This window comes from Frigoribacterium sp. Leaf44 (assembly GCF_001421865.1).
Taxonomy (GTDB): Bacteria; Actinomycetota; Actinomycetes; order Actinomycetales; family Microbacteriaceae; genus Frigoribacterium.
The window spans coordinates 1,200,567-1,215,226 of the sequence record NZ_LMLG01000001.1 but is presented as its reverse complement, the minus strand read 5'-3'; the positions used below and the strand labels follow the sequence as shown (position 1 = coordinate 1,215,226).

At 72.0% G+C, this 14,660-nt stretch carries 12 protein-coding genes; 11 read left to right on the top strand and 1 reads right to left on the bottom strand.

Going from position 1 to position 14,660, the window contains the following annotated elements:
• The first annotated feature begins 55 nt into the window (after positions 1 to 55).
• Complete coding sequence (locus ASE87_RS05560) at positions 56 to 1,513, top strand: MFS transporter (RefSeq protein WP_056226540.1); 1,458 nt, start codon at positions 56 to 58, stop codon at positions 1,511 to 1,513.
• On the opposite strand, the gene ASE87_RS05555 is transcribed toward ASE87_RS05560, so the two are convergent.
• Positions 1,514 to 2,725 (bottom strand): MFS transporter, encoded by a 1,212-nt coding sequence (locus tag ASE87_RS05555; protein ID WP_231567079.1) that lies wholly within the window; start codon positions 2,723 to 2,725, stop codon positions 1,514 to 1,516.
• A gap of 82 nt (positions 2,726 to 2,807) precedes the next feature.
• On the opposite strand from ASE87_RS05555, the gene ASE87_RS05550 reads away from it, so the two are divergent.
• The 10 genes from ASE87_RS05550 to ASE87_RS05505 all read left to right on the top strand — a co-directional run bounded on the left by ASE87_RS05550 (position 2,808) and on the right by ASE87_RS05505 (position 14,586).
• A complete protein-coding gene (locus ASE87_RS05550) occupies positions 2,808 to 4,196 on the top strand; it encodes an LLM class flavin-dependent oxidoreductase (RefSeq protein ID WP_056226539.1) in 1,389 nt (462 codons plus the stop codon).
• 242 nt (positions 4,197 to 4,438) lie between these two features.
• On the top strand, positions 4,439 to 5,089 hold the full coding sequence (locus ASE87_RS05545; RefSeq protein ID WP_231567080.1) for an ABC transporter permease: 651 nt from the start codon (positions 4,439 to 4,441) through the stop codon (positions 5,087 to 5,089).
• Positions 5,076 to 6,338 carry an ATP-binding cassette domain-containing protein gene (locus tag ASE87_RS05540; RefSeq protein WP_043594973.1) on the top strand — a complete coding sequence of 421 codons (1,263 nt, stop codon included), beginning with the start codon at positions 5,076 to 5,078 and terminating at the stop codon, positions 6,336 to 6,338. The genes ASE87_RS05545 and ASE87_RS05540 overlap by 14 nt, the downstream gene beginning before the upstream one ends.
• A gap of 23 nt (positions 6,339 to 6,361) precedes the next feature.
• A complete protein-coding gene (locus ASE87_RS05535; protein ID WP_043595080.1) occupies positions 6,362 to 7,123 on the top strand; it encodes an ABC transporter permease in 762 nt (253 codons plus the stop codon).
• Positions 7,120 to 8,133: a glycine betaine ABC transporter substrate-binding protein gene (locus tag ASE87_RS05530; protein WP_043594974.1), complete on the top strand. Its 1,014-nt coding sequence runs from the start codon at positions 7,120 to 7,122 to the stop codon at positions 8,131 to 8,133. The genes ASE87_RS05535 and ASE87_RS05530 overlap by 4 nt, the downstream gene beginning before the upstream one ends.
• A 697-nt stretch (positions 8,134 to 8,830) precedes the next feature.
• A complete protein-coding gene (locus ASE87_RS05525; RefSeq protein ID WP_082452304.1) occupies positions 8,831 to 10,402 on the top strand; it encodes a sugar transferase in 1,572 nt (523 codons plus the stop codon).
• Between the two features lie 77 nt (positions 10,403 to 10,479).
• Positions 10,480 to 11,760, top strand: coding sequence for a glycosyltransferase family 4 protein (locus ASE87_RS05520; RefSeq protein ID WP_056226537.1), 1,281 nt, complete (start codon positions 10,480 to 10,482; stop codon positions 11,758 to 11,760).
• A complete protein-coding gene (locus ASE87_RS05515; protein ID WP_082059964.1) occupies positions 11,757 to 12,554 on the top strand; it encodes a CDP-alcohol phosphatidyltransferase family protein in 798 nt (265 codons plus the stop codon). Before ASE87_RS05520 ends, ASE87_RS05515 begins: the two co-directional genes overlap by 4 nt.
• A gap of 53 nt (positions 12,555 to 12,607) precedes the next feature.
• Positions 12,608 to 13,999, top strand: coding sequence for a hypothetical protein (locus ASE87_RS05510; protein ID WP_162235863.1), 1,392 nt, complete (start codon positions 12,608 to 12,610; stop codon positions 13,997 to 13,999).
• Between the two features lie 38 nt (positions 14,000 to 14,037).
• Positions 14,038 to 14,586, top strand: coding sequence for an adenylyltransferase/cytidyltransferase family protein (locus ASE87_RS05505; protein WP_369700699.1), 549 nt, complete (start codon positions 14,038 to 14,040; stop codon positions 14,584 to 14,586).
• Positions 14,587 to 14,660: the final 74 nt, after the last annotated feature.

Below are 14,660 nucleotides of genomic sequence, written 5' to 3'. Positions count from 1 at the left end.
CCAACCAACTAGTAGGTAGGGTGGTCCGTCGTCCCCCAGAGAAACAGGTACCGCAGTGACCACCGTCGCCCCCGCCCCCACCGAGACGCGTTCGTCGCGCCGCTGGTGGGTGCTCGTCATCGTCGCCCTCGCGCAACTCGTCGTCGTCCTCGACGGCACCATCGTCAACATCGCCCTGCCCGACGCCCAGGCCGACCTCGGCCTCAGCGACGAGAACCGCCAGTGGGTCGTGACGGCCTACGCGCTCGCCTTCGGCGCGCTGCTGCTGCTCGGTGGTCGGATCGCCGACTTCTGGGGGCGCAAGCGCACCTTCATCGTCGGGATGGTCGGATTCGGCGCCGCCTCGGCGTTCGGCGGACTCGTGCAGACCGGCGGCGAGCTGATCCTCGCCCGTGGCCTGCAGGGCGTCTTCGCCGCCCTGCTCGCCCCCGCGGCCCTCGCCGTGCTCACCACCACCTTCGCGTCGGGACGTGACCGGAACACCGCCTTCGCGGTCTTCGGTGCCATCTCGGGCGCCGGCGCGGCCGTCGGGCTCGTGCTCGGCGGCGTGCTGACCGAGTTCGTCAGCTGGCGCTGGTGCCTGCTCGTCAACGTGCCCATCGTGCTCGTCGCCATCGTCGCCGCCGCCTTCGTCGTGAGCGAGAGCCGGGCCGAGGGTCGCAACCGCCTCGACGTCGTCGGGACGATCGTCGTCGCCGCCGGCCTCGCCAGCCTCGTCTACGGCTTCACCCGGGCCGAGGACGGCTGGGGGTCGGCCGTCGTCATCGGCTTCATCGCCCTGGGGGCCGGCCTGCTCGCCCTGTTCGTCGTCGTCGAGCGACGGAGCGACCATCCGCTGCTGCCGATGCGCGTGCTCGCCGACCGCGTGCGGGGCGGGGCCTTCCTGGTGCAGCTGATCGTCGGCAGCGTCATGATCGGCGCCCTGCTGTACCTGACCTTCCACCTGCAGATCGTCCTCGGCTTCGGTCCGCTCGAGGCGGGGCTCGCCAGCCTGCCGATGACGCTGGTCATCATGGTCTGCGCTCCCCTGCTCACGAAGCTGCTGCCGGTCGTCGGCCCTCGCCCGATGATGATCGTCGGGCCGCTCGTCGCCGGGGCGGGGTTGCTCTGGCTCGCCACGCAGATCACGGCCGACGGCTCGTACGCCGTCCAGGTGCTGCCGGCCCTGCTCGTCATGGGCGTCGGCCTCGCCGGCGTCTTCGTGCCCATGCAGAACCTGGCGCTCAGCCGGGTCGCGCCGCACGACGCCGGTGCCGCCAGCGCGACCTCGAACGCCATGATGCAGATCGGCGGATCGATCGGTCTCGCCGTGTTCACGAACCTCTACGCCGGTGCCGTCGCGTCCTCGACGTCGACGGTGGGCGGGCCGCTCGGTGCTCTGGTCGACGGCTATTCGGTGGCGTTCCTGGCCGCCGCGATCGCCATGCTGCTCGCGGCGCCGATCTCGTTCTTCCTCATCCGCGGCCGCAAGGAGGACCTGCTGCCCACCGAGGCGCCCGTGCACCTCGGCTGATCAGGCCGGGGTGGGCGTGCCGGCGGCGGTCCGGGGCAGGCGGATCGCCGCCCCGGCCGCCACGGCCAGCAGGACGGCCGCGACTCCGAACGCCGCGGGGTACGAGACCGTGTCGACGAGCAGGCCTGCGACGAGCGGTCCGGCGATCGCCCCGACGTCGGAGCACATCGAGAAGATCGCGACCGGACGACCGCCCCGGGCGCCCGCGGCGTCGCCGACGAGCGCTGCCGGCGCGGTGCCCATGAACGCTGTCGCCACGCCGTAGACGCAGAGCAGGGCGCCGAGGGTCCAGACGTCCGACGCGAGCGACACCGCGAACAGGGTCACGGCGGCCACCGCGAACGCACCGATCACGGCCGGTCGACGGCCGACGGTGTCGACGAAGCGCGCGGCCGGTGCCAGCGCGAGGGTCTGGGCCACCGCCGACGCGGCGAAGAGCAGGCCCGTCCACGCCGTCGGACCGCGCAGGACCTCGACCACGAGGACGGGGACGAGGGCGCTGCGCACCCCCAGCGACGACCAGCCCTGCGCGAAGTTGGCCACGCACGCGGTCCGGAACCGCACGTCGCGCAGCACGACCCCGAGGGGCACCGGAGGCGCGGTGACGATCGTCGAGGAGTGCTGCGGTGCCCGGCGCAAGAGCACGACGCCGACCAGGCCGGCCACGGCGAGCGTGCCCGCGTAGAAGAAGAACGGCGCCGTCAGCGAGACGGTGGCGAGCAGTCCGCCGAGGGCCGGCCCCGCCATCCCGCCGACGAGGAACCCGCCCTGGTAGAAGCCGACGGCCCGGGCCCGGAGCGACGGATCGGTGGCGCCGAGCAGCAACGTCATCGCCGCGATGCTGAACATGGCCGAGCCGATGCCGCCCGCGCCCCGGAGCAGGAGGAGTTGCGGGTAGGTCTGGGCGAGCCCGGCGAGCCCGCTCGACAGTGCCACGATGCCGATGCCCACCGAGAGCACGACCCGCTCGCCCATCAGGTCGATGAGTCGCCCCACGAACGGACTCGCCACGAGGCGCATGAGGGCGAAGGCCGAGAGGACGGCGCCCACCAGGGCGTGGTCGACGCCGAAGCTGCGGGCGTAGACCGGCAGGACGGGGACGACCACGCCGAAGCCGACCATGACGAAGAAGGCGATCACGCCGAGGACGTAGACGTCGCGGGTGAGACGGGGGCGGTCGACGTCGGCGACGCGGGGGCGGAACGGGAGCACCGACACAGGCTACGGGGCGTGGAGTGTGACGTCGTGTGTCAGCACGGACGACAGCACGAGCCCGGGTCGTGAGGATGGCCTCATGACTCGACGAATCCGGTTCAACGCCTTCGACATGAACTGCGTGGGGCACCAGTCCCCCGGTCTCTGGCGGCACCCCGACGACCGCTCGGCCGACTACACGAAGCTGAGCTACTGGACCTCCCTCGCGCGCCTCCTCGAGAAGGGCGTCTTCGACGGGCTCTTCATCGCCGACGTGCTGGGCACCTACGACGTCTACGGCGGCAACCACGACGCGGCCCTGCGCAACGGCACCCAGACCCCGGTCGGCGACCCGGTGCTGCTCGTCTCGGCCATGGCCGCCGCGACCGAGCACCTCGGCTTCGGCATCACGGCCGGCACGGCCTACGAGCACCCCTACCCGTTCGCCCGGCGCATGTCGACGCTCGACCACCTGACGGAGGGGCGGGTCGGCTGGAACGTCGTCACCGGCTACCTGCCGAGCGCCGCCCGCAACATGGGGGCCGACGACCAGCTCGACCACGACACCCGCTACGACCAGGCGGACGAGTACCTCGAGGTCCTGTACAAGCTGTGGGAGGGGTCGTGGGAGGACGACGCCGTCGTGCGCGATCGCGAGTCGGGCGTCTTCACGGACCCGACGAAGGTCCATGAGATCGGCCACGACGGCACGTACTACAAGGTGCCCGGCATCCACATCGCCGAGCCCAGCCCTCAACGCACGCCCGTGATCTACCAGGCGGGTGCCTCGCCGCGGGGCATCCGCTTCGCCGCCGGCAACGCCGAGTCGATCTTCGTGGCCGCCCCGACCAAGGAACGCCTGGCCGCGACGGTCGGCAAGATCCGGGACGCCCTCGAGGCCGCGGGCCGCGACCGCTACTCGGCGCGCATCTACACGTTGCTGACCATCATCACCGACGCCACCCCCGAGGCGGCCCGGGCCAAGCACGACGAGTACCGGCGCTACGCCTCCCACGAAGGGGCCCTGACGCTGATGTCGGGCTGGATGGGCGTCGACCTGTCGACCTACTCGCTCGACGACCCCGTGGGTGACGTCGAGAGCAACGCCATCCAGTCGGCACTCGCGAACTTCCAGGCGCAGGAGGGCGACACGGGGAAGGAGTGGACGATCCGCGACATCGCCGAGGCGGCGGGGATCGGCGGCCTCGGACCCCGCATCGTCGGGTCCGGCGAGGAGATCGCCGACCAGTTGCAGGAGTGGGTCGACGAGACCGACGTCGACGGGTTCAACCTCGCTTACGCGATCACTCCCGGCACGTTCGAGGACGTCGTCGAGCACGTCATCCCCGTGCTCCAGGCCCGGGGCGTCTATCCCACCGGGTACGAACCGGGCACGCTGCGGCAGAAGCTGTTCGGGCGCGGAGACCGGCTGCCGGACGAGCACCACGGGGCGCGGTACAAGGTCTCGACCCGAGCCCGCGTCGACTGACGGAGGCCCTGCGGGGCGAGGATCTGAGGATCGTTACAACGGCGTGTCGGCGAAAGTCGACACGCCGTTCCCGTCAGGGCTTTCGTCCGTCGGATTTCATAACGGCAGGCGACTCTCGGGCTCCCGGAAGGGTGGTCGGCGACATGACGCGGCGTGGGGGCCGTGGTTAGTGTGGGCGTCGGTCGCCTCTCGGGGAAGCGACGATTCGGACTGATGGTCGTTGCTCAGAGGAGATGGTCTGCTTGGCGTGGGATTTCGTGGTGGACCGGTGGAGCCAGATCTGGTTCGCCTCCTGGCAGCACTTCTCCCTCGTGGTGCAGTGCCTCGTCCTGGCCGTGCTCATCTCGGTCGGGCTCGCCGCCCTCGTGCACCGCAGCCCCAAGCTCTACGCCCTGGCGAACGGCGTCTCCGCGGTCGGGCTGACCCTCCCGTCCTTCGCGCTCGTCGGCCTGCTGATCCCCTTCGCGGGCTTCGGCGTCGCGCCGTCGGTCATCGTCGTGACGTTCTTCGCCGCCTTGCCGATCTTGCGGAACGCCGTCGTCGGGCTCCACGAGGTCGACGGCTCCATCATCGAGTCGGCGCGGGGCATCGGCATGGGCAGGTTCCGCACCCTCGCGACCGTCCAGATGCCCCTCGCGTGGCCCATCATCCTCACGGGCATCCGCGTGAGCGCCCAGATGGTCATGGGCATCGCCGCGGTGGCGGCGTACGCGCTGGGGCCCGGCCTCGGCGGCTTCATCTTCTCGGGCCTGTCCCGACTCGGCGGGGCGAACGCGCTCGCCTCCGTGGTCACGGGCGTGGTGGGCGTCGTCCTGCTCGCCCTCGTCCTCGACCTCCTCCTCGTCGGCCTCGGCCGCCTTACCGTCTCGAGAGGCATCCGTGTCCAGAACTGACCCCACCCGCGCCTCCTCGTCCCCCTCGGACGAGGTCTCGGGCCGCAGCATCACCCTCGACCAGGTCACCAAGCGGTACCCCGGCCAGGCGAAGCCGGCGGTCGACGGCATCACCCTCGAGATCCCTGCGGGCAAGATCGTCATGCTCGTCGGGCCCTCCGGCTGTGGCAAGACCACGACCCTGAAGATGATCAACCGGCTGATCGAGCCGTCCGAGGGCCGCATCGTCCTGGGCGACGACGACGTCACCTCCATCGACGGCGACGAGCTGCGCCGTCGCATCGGCTACGTGATCCAGGCCGGCGGGCTGTTCCCGCACATGAGCGTCGCGGCGAACATCGCGATCGTGCCGAAGATGCTCGGCTGGTCGAAGGAGCGCATCTCGGCCCGCGTCGACGAGCTGCTCGAACTCGTGTCGCTCGATCCGGCCACGTACCGCGACCGCTACCCGCGCGAGCTCTCGGGTGGTCAGCAGCAGCGGGTCGGCGTCGCGCGGGCACTGGCGGCCGATCCGCCCGTGCTGCTGATGGACGAGCCCTTCGGCGCCGTCGACCCCATCACCCGCCAACGCCTGCAGGACGAGCTGATCAACATCCAGCACGAGCTGCAGAAGACCATCGTCATCGTCACCCACGACTTCGACGAGGCCGTGAAGCTCGGCGACTGGATCGTCATCTTCTCCGAGGGCGCGCACATCGTGCAGTACGACACCCCGGAGCGCATCCTCGCCGAGCCCGCGAACGAGTTCGTCGAGAACTTCATCGGGTCGGGGGCCGGCCTCAAGCAACTGACGTTGACGCGCGTGCGCGACGTCGACCTCGCCGAGGCCGTCGTCGCCCGCTCGGGCGAGTCCGCCGCCGACGTCCTCGCTCGGGTCGAGGCCGCCGGCCACGGCCACGCGGTCGTCGTCGACGACCGGGAACGACCCGTCTCGTGGCCCTCACGCCGCCAGCTCGGCCGGCTCGGCGTGCTGGGGTCGACACCCGACGCCGACCTGCCCGTCATCGGCAGCGGCGCCACCCTCAACGACGCACTGGACACCATGCTGGTCTCGAGTGCGGGCGCCGCACTGGTCACGGGCCGACGCGACGCATTCATCGGCGTCATCACGGTCGAGGTCGTGATGGAGGCCATCACCCGGGCGCGCGCATCGGCGGCGGAGGCCCAACACGACGCGCCGGTGGGGACGAACACGGGCTCCTTCGACATCGTGCCGGGGGCCCCCGCGGACGACGAGGACGCGGCGTGACCGCCTCGGCCGCTCCGGCCTCGATCGACGGGCGCTCGTCCGGTCGGCGTGGGCCCCGCCCGGCGTGGCTCGGACTGCTCGTGCAACCCGTGGCCGTGCTCGCCGTGTTCGCGGCGTTCGTCGTCTGGCTGACCACGGCCGACCTCACGACGGCCGAACGCACCACGCTCAACCCCTCCGACCTGTTGGCCTACACGGGCGAGCACCTCGCCCTCACGTTCGTGTCGGCCGCGATCGTGCTCGTGCTGGCCATCCCGCTCGGGGTGCTGCTGACCCGGCGCCCGTTCGTCCGCATCAGCGGACCCGTGCTCGTCGTCGCGAACTTCGGGCAGGCCGCTCCGGCCATCGGTCTGATCGTGCTGCTCGCGTTCTGGCTCGGCTTCACCTTCTGGGCGGCCGTCGTCGCGCTCGTGCTGTACGCGGTGCTGCCGGTGCTGCGCAACACCATGATCGGGCTGCAGAGCGTCGACGCCCGCCTCGTCGAGGCCGGTCGAGGCATGGGCATGAGCGCGTCCGCGGTCCTGCTCAAGGTCGAGCTGCCGCTGGCCGTCCCCGTGATGCTCTCGGGCATCCGCACGGCCCTCGTGCTGCTCGTCGGGTCGGCGGCCCTCGCCACGTTCATCGGCGCCGGCGGCCTGGGCCTCCTGATCACCACCGGGGTCAACCTCTTCCTGCCCCGGGTCCTCGTCTCCGGGGCCCTGCTCATCGCTCTGCTCGCCCTCATGATCGACTGGCTGGGTCGTGTCGTCGAGTACGTCGCCCGTCCGAAGGGACTCCGCGCATGACCACCTCCCGCCTCCCCCGCCGGCTGCGCCGCGCCTCCTCGTGCCTCGCCGTCGTCGCCGCGGCGACGGTGGCGCTGACCGGGTGCGGTCTGCAACCGGCGACGGCCTTCGTGCCCGCGGTGGCGCCCGGCTCGATCCGCGCCATCGAGGGGCTGCCCGACGACGCGGCCATCACCGTGACGGCGAAGAACTTCACCGAGCAACTGATCCTCGGCAAGATCGCGGTGCTGGCCGCCCAGGCCGCGGGCTTCGAGGTGACCGACATGACGAACGTGCCGGGGTCGGTGGCGGTGCGACAGCTGATGCTCGACGGCACGGCCGACATGACCTACGAGTACACCGGCACCGCCTGGCTGACCTACCTCGCCGAGGCGGAGGGCATCCCCGACCAGCAGGAGCAGTACGAGGCCGTTCGCGACGCGGACGCCGACAACGGACTGACCTGGCTCGAGCCCGCGCCCCTCAACAACACCTACGCCATGGCCGTCCGGGCCGAGGCCGCGCCCGAGTTGGGCGACATCACGTCGCTCTCACAGATCGCCGACCTGCCCGTCGACCAGCGCACCTTCTGCGTCGAGGCAGAGTTCAACTCTCGGGCCGACGGCTTCGCCCCCATGCTCGCGGCCTACGGGCTCGAACTCGGGGCCGCGGACGGCGTGCCGACGAGCAACGTCAGCATCCTCGACACGGGCACGGTCTACACCGCGACGGACCGGGGCAGCTGCAACTTCGGCGAGGTCTTCACGACCGACGGTCGGATCGACTCGCTCGACCTCGACGTGCTCGAGGACGACCGCGGGTTCTTCCCCGCCTACAACGCCGCACCGGTGCTGTCGACGGCCACGCTCGAGGAGTACCCGCAGCTGGCCGAGGTGTACGACGAGATCTCACCCGCCCTCACCGACACCGAGATGCGCCGCCTCAACCTGGCGGTCGACGTCGAGGGCCAGGAGCCGGCCGACGTGGCCTTCGACTGGATGGTCGAGCAAGGATTCGTCACCCGTCCGTGACACGCGGGCGAGGGTGATTGTGACGGGTGATGCGCCCCTCGACCGGTCGGTCGGGGGGCGCTGTCCGTCTGTACCCCACCGGTGTCCTCCGAGAGGGGGACGAGGTCGGATGAACGACACGTGTCGTGATGGTGAACGCCGTCCTCGTTCGCGTGCCGAGCATCCGTTGGTAGGTGTGATCAGGCCTCTGATCAGGTATTTTGCAGAGGGTGACCGGATGCTCGCGTCCTGCCTTCGGGGGGACACGCCGCACCGGCCCGTTTCACGGCTCCTTGTCACCCCCGCACGGGTGACACGACGGGGGTCGGGAGTCACCCGTTCGGGTGTCGGCAACAGGGGGGACACGACCGCCCCCGAACGGGGGGTCTCGATGGGCTCCTGCGTCGGGTGCCCCCCGAACTAGAGTCACAGCATCCTCCTGGTCGACCCGAAATCACCAGGAACCCGAGAAACCCGACCCTCTCCCCGGGAGCTCGTGCTCCCACATCACCGCACCGACCCGAATCGTGCGCCGAGCAGACCCGCTGCCCGGCGCGCCCGTCGCCGCCCCGGCCGCCGTCGCGCACCCTCGTGACGTCCGTGCCGCGGCGCGACGCCTGGGCGGTCGATCGAACCCGAATCTCGATCGACCGCCCGCCACCGCCCCGTCGTCACCACCGACGTGGGCGTGCCGTCGCCTACCCGAACCCGAGACCCGATGTCCAGCACGCAGAGCGAACTCCGCTCAGTCCTGGTCGGACCGTCGTCACCCCGACGGATCGACCCCCCGTTCGACCTGCCCGAGTCGGAGGCTCCCCTCGCCTCCCCCGCCGCGACACACGACGCCGAGTCCGGCGCGGCCTGGGCTCGCCGCTACCGGCGCCGCCTCCGCCTCGTCGACACCGTCGTCCTGACCCTGAGCATCGTCGGTGCCGTCGCGGTGGACGCCGCGAGGGCCATCGCCGCCGGTCGGGGCTCGGACGCGACCACCCTCGTCGAGTCGGTCGGCTCGCCCGTGCTGCCCGTCGTCGTGGGACTGGTCTGGACCCTGTGCCTGACGCTGCACCGCACCCGCGACCTCGCAGTCGTCGGCAGCGGCGTCGTCGAGTACAAGCGCCTCCTCACGGCCAGCGTCTGGGCGTTCGCCGTCGTGGCGATCGGGTTCGCGTCGGTCGGTCACATCGGTGGCGAGGGCTACTTCCTCGTGGCGCTGCCCGTCGGCGGGGCCGGCCTGGTCGTCGGCCGGTGGACGATGCGGCGTTGGCTCGAGCGTCAGCGTGCGAAAGGTCACTACCTCTCGAGGGCGGTCGTCGTGGGGTCTCGCGACGACATCGCGGACGTCGTCCGTCGCATCGACAAGACGAGCGGTGCCGTGTACGACGTCGTCGGGGCCGCCGTCCCGGACGCCGACCCGCGGGGCATCGTCGTAGGAGGTCGCGTCGTCCCCGTGGTGGCCGACCTCGACGGGGTCCCCCGTGCGGTCTGGCGTCTGGGCGCCGAGAGCGTGATCGTCGCCGGCGAACCCGGTCGTGGCCGCGAGTACCTCCGCGACCTCGGATGGTCGCTGGAGGGACGCGCGACGGAGCTCGTCATCGCCTCACGACTGACGAACGTCGCCGGGCCGCGCATCCACTACCGTCCGGTCGAGGGTCTTCCCCTGATGCACGTCGAGCTGCCGCAGTTCGACGGCCCGCGGCACGCCCTCAAACGTCTGTCCGACCTGGTGCTGGCGTCCGCCGCCCTCGTCGTCCTCGCGCCGGTGTTCGCGGTGGTCGCCCTCGCGGTGCGGCTCGACGGCCCCGGCCCGGTGTTGTTCCGCCAGCGCAGGGTCGGCCGGGACGGGCGCACCTTCGAGATGCTGAAGTTCCGTTCGATGGTCGTCGACGCCGAGAGCCGTCTCGCCGACCTGACGCAGGCCGACGAGGGCGCCGGCCTCCTCTTCAAGATGAAGTCCGACCCCCGGGTCACCCGCGTCGGCGGTGTCCTCCGCCGCTGGTCGCTCGACGAGCTGCCCCAGCTGTGGAACATCGTCCGGGGCGAGATGAGCGTCGTCGGGCCCCGGCCGCCCCTCCCCCGCGAGGTCGAGGGGTACGAGGACCACGTCCACCGACGTCTCTACATCAAGCCCGGTCTCACCGGCATGTGGCAGGTGAACGGGCGCAGCGACCTCAGCTGGGAGGAGAGCGTCCGTCTCGACCTCTACTACGTCGAGAACTGGTCGCTGACGGTCGACTTCGTCATCATGTGGCGCACCGTCCGCGTGCTCTTCGAGCACCGGGGAGCGTATTGAGCCCGTCCAGCAGCATCCGAGACCACCACGGGCCGTTCACGGGCCCGGACCACGCTCACGACGACAGGGGAGACAGCATGTCCGTCGACATCAGGCACTACAGGGACCGCGAGTCCGCACCGGCGGCGACCGCCGCACCGACGGTGACCGCCGCACCGGCCACTCGGGAGGACGCCCGCGCGGGCGTCGACCTGCCCGAACTCCCCCGCCGCCGGAGGGGATCGCGTCGCAGCCGGGTGCTGCTCGTGCACTCGTCCGACGAGATGTACGGCTCGGACCGGATCGTCCTCGAGGTGGTCGGCGAGCTCGCCGCCCGCGACGACCTCGACGTCACGGTCTGGCTGCCCTCCGACGTCGCGGTCGGGCCCCTGGGTCCGAGGCTGCGCGAACTCGGCGCACGCGTCGAGCGGACGCCCCTGCCGATCCTGCGCCGGACCCGGCTCGGGCCGCTCGGACTCGTCCGCCTGGCCCGTGACGCGGCCCGTACGGCGCTCCGCTTGTCCGGACGCCACTTCGACCTCGTCTACTGCGCGACGAGCGCGTGTCTCGTCGTCGCTCCCGTCGCCCGGGCCATGGGCGTCCGCCGCGTCGTGGGACACCTGCAAGAGCCCTGGAGCGCCGGTGACCGTCGTGGCCTCCGTCCTCTGGCCCGCGCCTGCACCTCGCTGGTCGCCGTGTCGCGCTCGGTGCTCGACTCGTCCGGCCTCTCGGACGACTCGCGTGCGGTCGTGGTCCACAACGGCGTCTCGGACCGGTCGATCGCCGCGAGCGACCGCACCGAGGGCCGCGAGCCCCAGTACGTGGTGGCGAGCCGATGGAACGGCCACAAGGGCCACGCGACGCTGCTCACCGCGTGGAACGCGGCGGGCTGCCCCGGTCAGCTCGTCGTCCTGGGCGGCCCCCCGGCCGTCGGCTCCTCGGTCGACGTGCCGGGTCTCGTCGCCGCCATCGTCTCGCGGCCCGAGACGGTCGTCGTCGTGGGAGAGGTCGACGACGCGTCGCCCTACCTGCGCGACGCCGACGCGGTCATCCTGCCGACCGACACCCTCGAGGGGTTCGGACTCGTGACCCTCGAGGCGTTCAGTCAGGGGCGTCCCGTCATCGCCAGCCGCTCCGGTGGTCCGGAGGAGGTCGTCGACGAGGGCCGCACGGGCTGGCTCTTCGACCGTCGCGACGTCGACGGCCTGACGGCGATCCTCGCGTCGATGGACGTCTTCACCCTGGCCGTCGCCGGGCGCCACGCCCGCGAGGCCTACCTGCAGCGGTTCACGCCGGAACGCATGCGCCGCCGCATCGGTGCCGTCGTCACGCGCGAACTGCACACGGCCGACGTCGACTCGCTGGCGGTGGCCTCGTGAGCGACACCACCACGACCTCTGCGTCGACCACGGCCCGACCCGCCGTGCCCCGTGCCGTGCGGCCCGCCCTCGCCGCCCTGGCGTCGGCCCAGAAGCCGTCGACGGGTGCGCCCGCCTACTCGCGCTTCGTCAACCGCCGCCTCGGTCGCTGGGCCGCCGCGGTGGCCTACACGCTGGGTGCGACGCCGAACCAGGTCACCGCTCTGAGCGCGGCGTGCACCTTCGCGGGCATCGCCGTCCTCGCCCTCGCGCCGTCCGGCATCGGCACGGCCGTGGCCGTCGTCCTGCTCCTCGTCGTGGGATACGCGCTCGACTCGGCCGACGGGCAGGTCGCCCGACTCCGTGGTGGCGGCAGCCCCGCGGGCGAGTGGCTCGACCACGTCATCGACGCGACCAAGATCGCGGTGCTGCACCTGGCCGTCTTCGCGTCGTGGTTGCGTGAACCGGACGGTCGCGAGGCCCTGCTGGCCGCACCGCTCGTGTACCAGGTCGTGGCGACGGTCGCGTTCTTCGCCATCGTCCTGACCGATCAGCTCCGCCGGGCGGAGGCGGCCCGGACCGGCGTCGCCGCGCCCGTGGGACGTCGTACAGGGCTGCTCTACTCCCTGGCGGTCGTCCCGACGGACTACGGCCTGATGTGCCTCGCATTCGTCCTGTTGGCCTGGCCGCCCGCGTTCACCGTGGTCTACCTCGCCCTCCTCGTCGCCAACGCCGGCTACCTCGTCCTCGCCTTGCCGAAGTGGTTCCGCGAACTGAAGTCCGTGACGCCCCCGTCGATCGGGTCGAGGCCGTGAGCCGCGAGGGCGCACCTGCCCGACGTGCCCTCGTCGGTGGTCTCGGTCGGGCCGTGTCACGCCATGCCGCGCTCGTCGGCGTGGCGGCCCTCCTGGGGGTGGCCGCCGGCGTCGGCGCGTCGCAAGCAGCTCCGGCCGGTTGGCGCGCCGAGGCGACCCTCCTCGTCCGCGTTGAGTCCCCGGGATCGGGCCTCGCGGCCCGAGGGCAGTTCCCTCAGCAGCGCGTGGCGTCCTACGCCGAGCTGGGTACGAGCCCCGAGGTCCTCGGGCCGGTCGCCGCCGACCTCGGCGTGCCCGTCGACGAACTCGCCGAACGGGTCTCGGTGGTCAACCCGGGCGGCACCGCCGTCCTCCGCGTGCAGACGACGGCCGGGACGCCCGACGAGGCGGCCTCGCTGGCCGACGACGTCGCGGAGAGCCTCACGGCGGTCGTGGACCGCGTGGAGTCCCAGGGCGATCCGGACGGTCGGACCGTCGCGCTCGACCTCACCTCCCCCGCGGCCGTGCCGACGACGCCTGACGAACCGGGCCTCGCGCTGACGATGCTCTCGGGACTCCTGGCCGGTCTGGCCGTGGGCCTCGCGGGCGCGCTCGTCCTCTCCCGTGCCCGGCCGACGGTCGACTCGGTCGACGACGTCCGCCGGATCACGGGGCTCCCGGTCGTGGGACAGCTCCCGGGGGCCCTCCGACACGTCGACGACCCGGTCACCGGGGTCTCGTCCGCCCGGACCCGCACGGCCCTCCGCGAGATCGTCCAGAACACGCGGGCACTGCGCGGCGGCGCACTGCCCGCCACGCTCCTGCTGGCACGGACCGATTCGGTCCGCGAGGCGGTCGGCGTCGACGGCGGTCTCGCGCGCGCCGTCGTCGAGCTCGGCGCCACCTGCGCCCTGGTCCAGTCCGACTTCGACACCCGCACCCTGTCCCGCCCCTCGACGGTGCCCGTCGGCGCCGTGCCCGAGGAGGTCGAGGCCGATCGGCACGGATACGACCGCGTGCCGGTGCCCGACGGGGTCGTGGCGTCGTCCCGTCATCTGGTCCGCTCCGGGACCCACGCGTTCTTCGCCGCCCTCCGGGAGGACTACGACGTGTCCGTCGTGCAGGCTTCGAGCGACTCCCACCCGCTCGCGTTGCGCAGCGTGACCGACGAGGTCGACGGCGTGCTGCTCGTCGTCCGGTCCGGCGTCACGACCGCCGAGTCCCTCCGGAGCCTGAGCGCCGAACTGCTCAGCCTGGACGTCCAGCCCGTGGGCGTCGTGCTGACCGGTGTGCCCCCGTGGCGCCGGGTCCTGGTGCGTGCCACCTGGCTGGACGACGACATCCGCCAGCCGGTCGCGGAACCCGCCCCTTCCTTCAGCATCGCCGACCTCGTCGACCACGCCGGCGGGACCCGTCCGCTCCAGGACCTCCCCCGCCTCCGACGCCGGCCCGGTGCCCTGTCGTGACCACACCCGAGCAGCACCCCTCCGAGAGGACCACACCCGTGGACGTCATCCCCACCCCCGCCACCGGCCTCGCCCTCGACCCCGTCGAGGTCGGGAGAGGACGAGGAGGCGCGGGCCGGGTCGGCTACGCGGCCGGCGCCTTCGACCTGTTCCACATCGGCCACCTGAACCTGCTGCGGCACGCGTCCGCGCAGTGCGACCATCTCATCGCCGGGGTCGTGTCCGACGAGATGCTGCAGGTGACGAAGGGGATCTCGCCGGTCGTCCCCCTCGCCGAACGACTCGAGATCGTCCGTCACATCGACGTCGTGGACGGCGTCCACGCCGAGACGGTGCCCGACAAGATGGACGTCTGGCGCGAACTGCGTTTCGACGTCTTCTTCAAGGGCGACGACTGGCGGGGCACCGAGAAGGGCCTCCGGCTCGAGCGCGAGTTCGGGGAGGTGGGGGTCGAGGTCGTCTACTTCCCGTACACGATGAGCACGTCCAGCACGGTGCTCCGTCGCGCGCTCCGGGCCCTCTCGGGTGCACCGGGCCACGGCGCCGAACCGGTCACCGTCGGCGACTCCGTCCGGCTCCAGGGCTGACCGGTCCTCCCCAGCCCGGCATCGCCCGTCGACGACGGTGGCGACTGGGGAGAACCCACCGAGCGTCGTGGCGG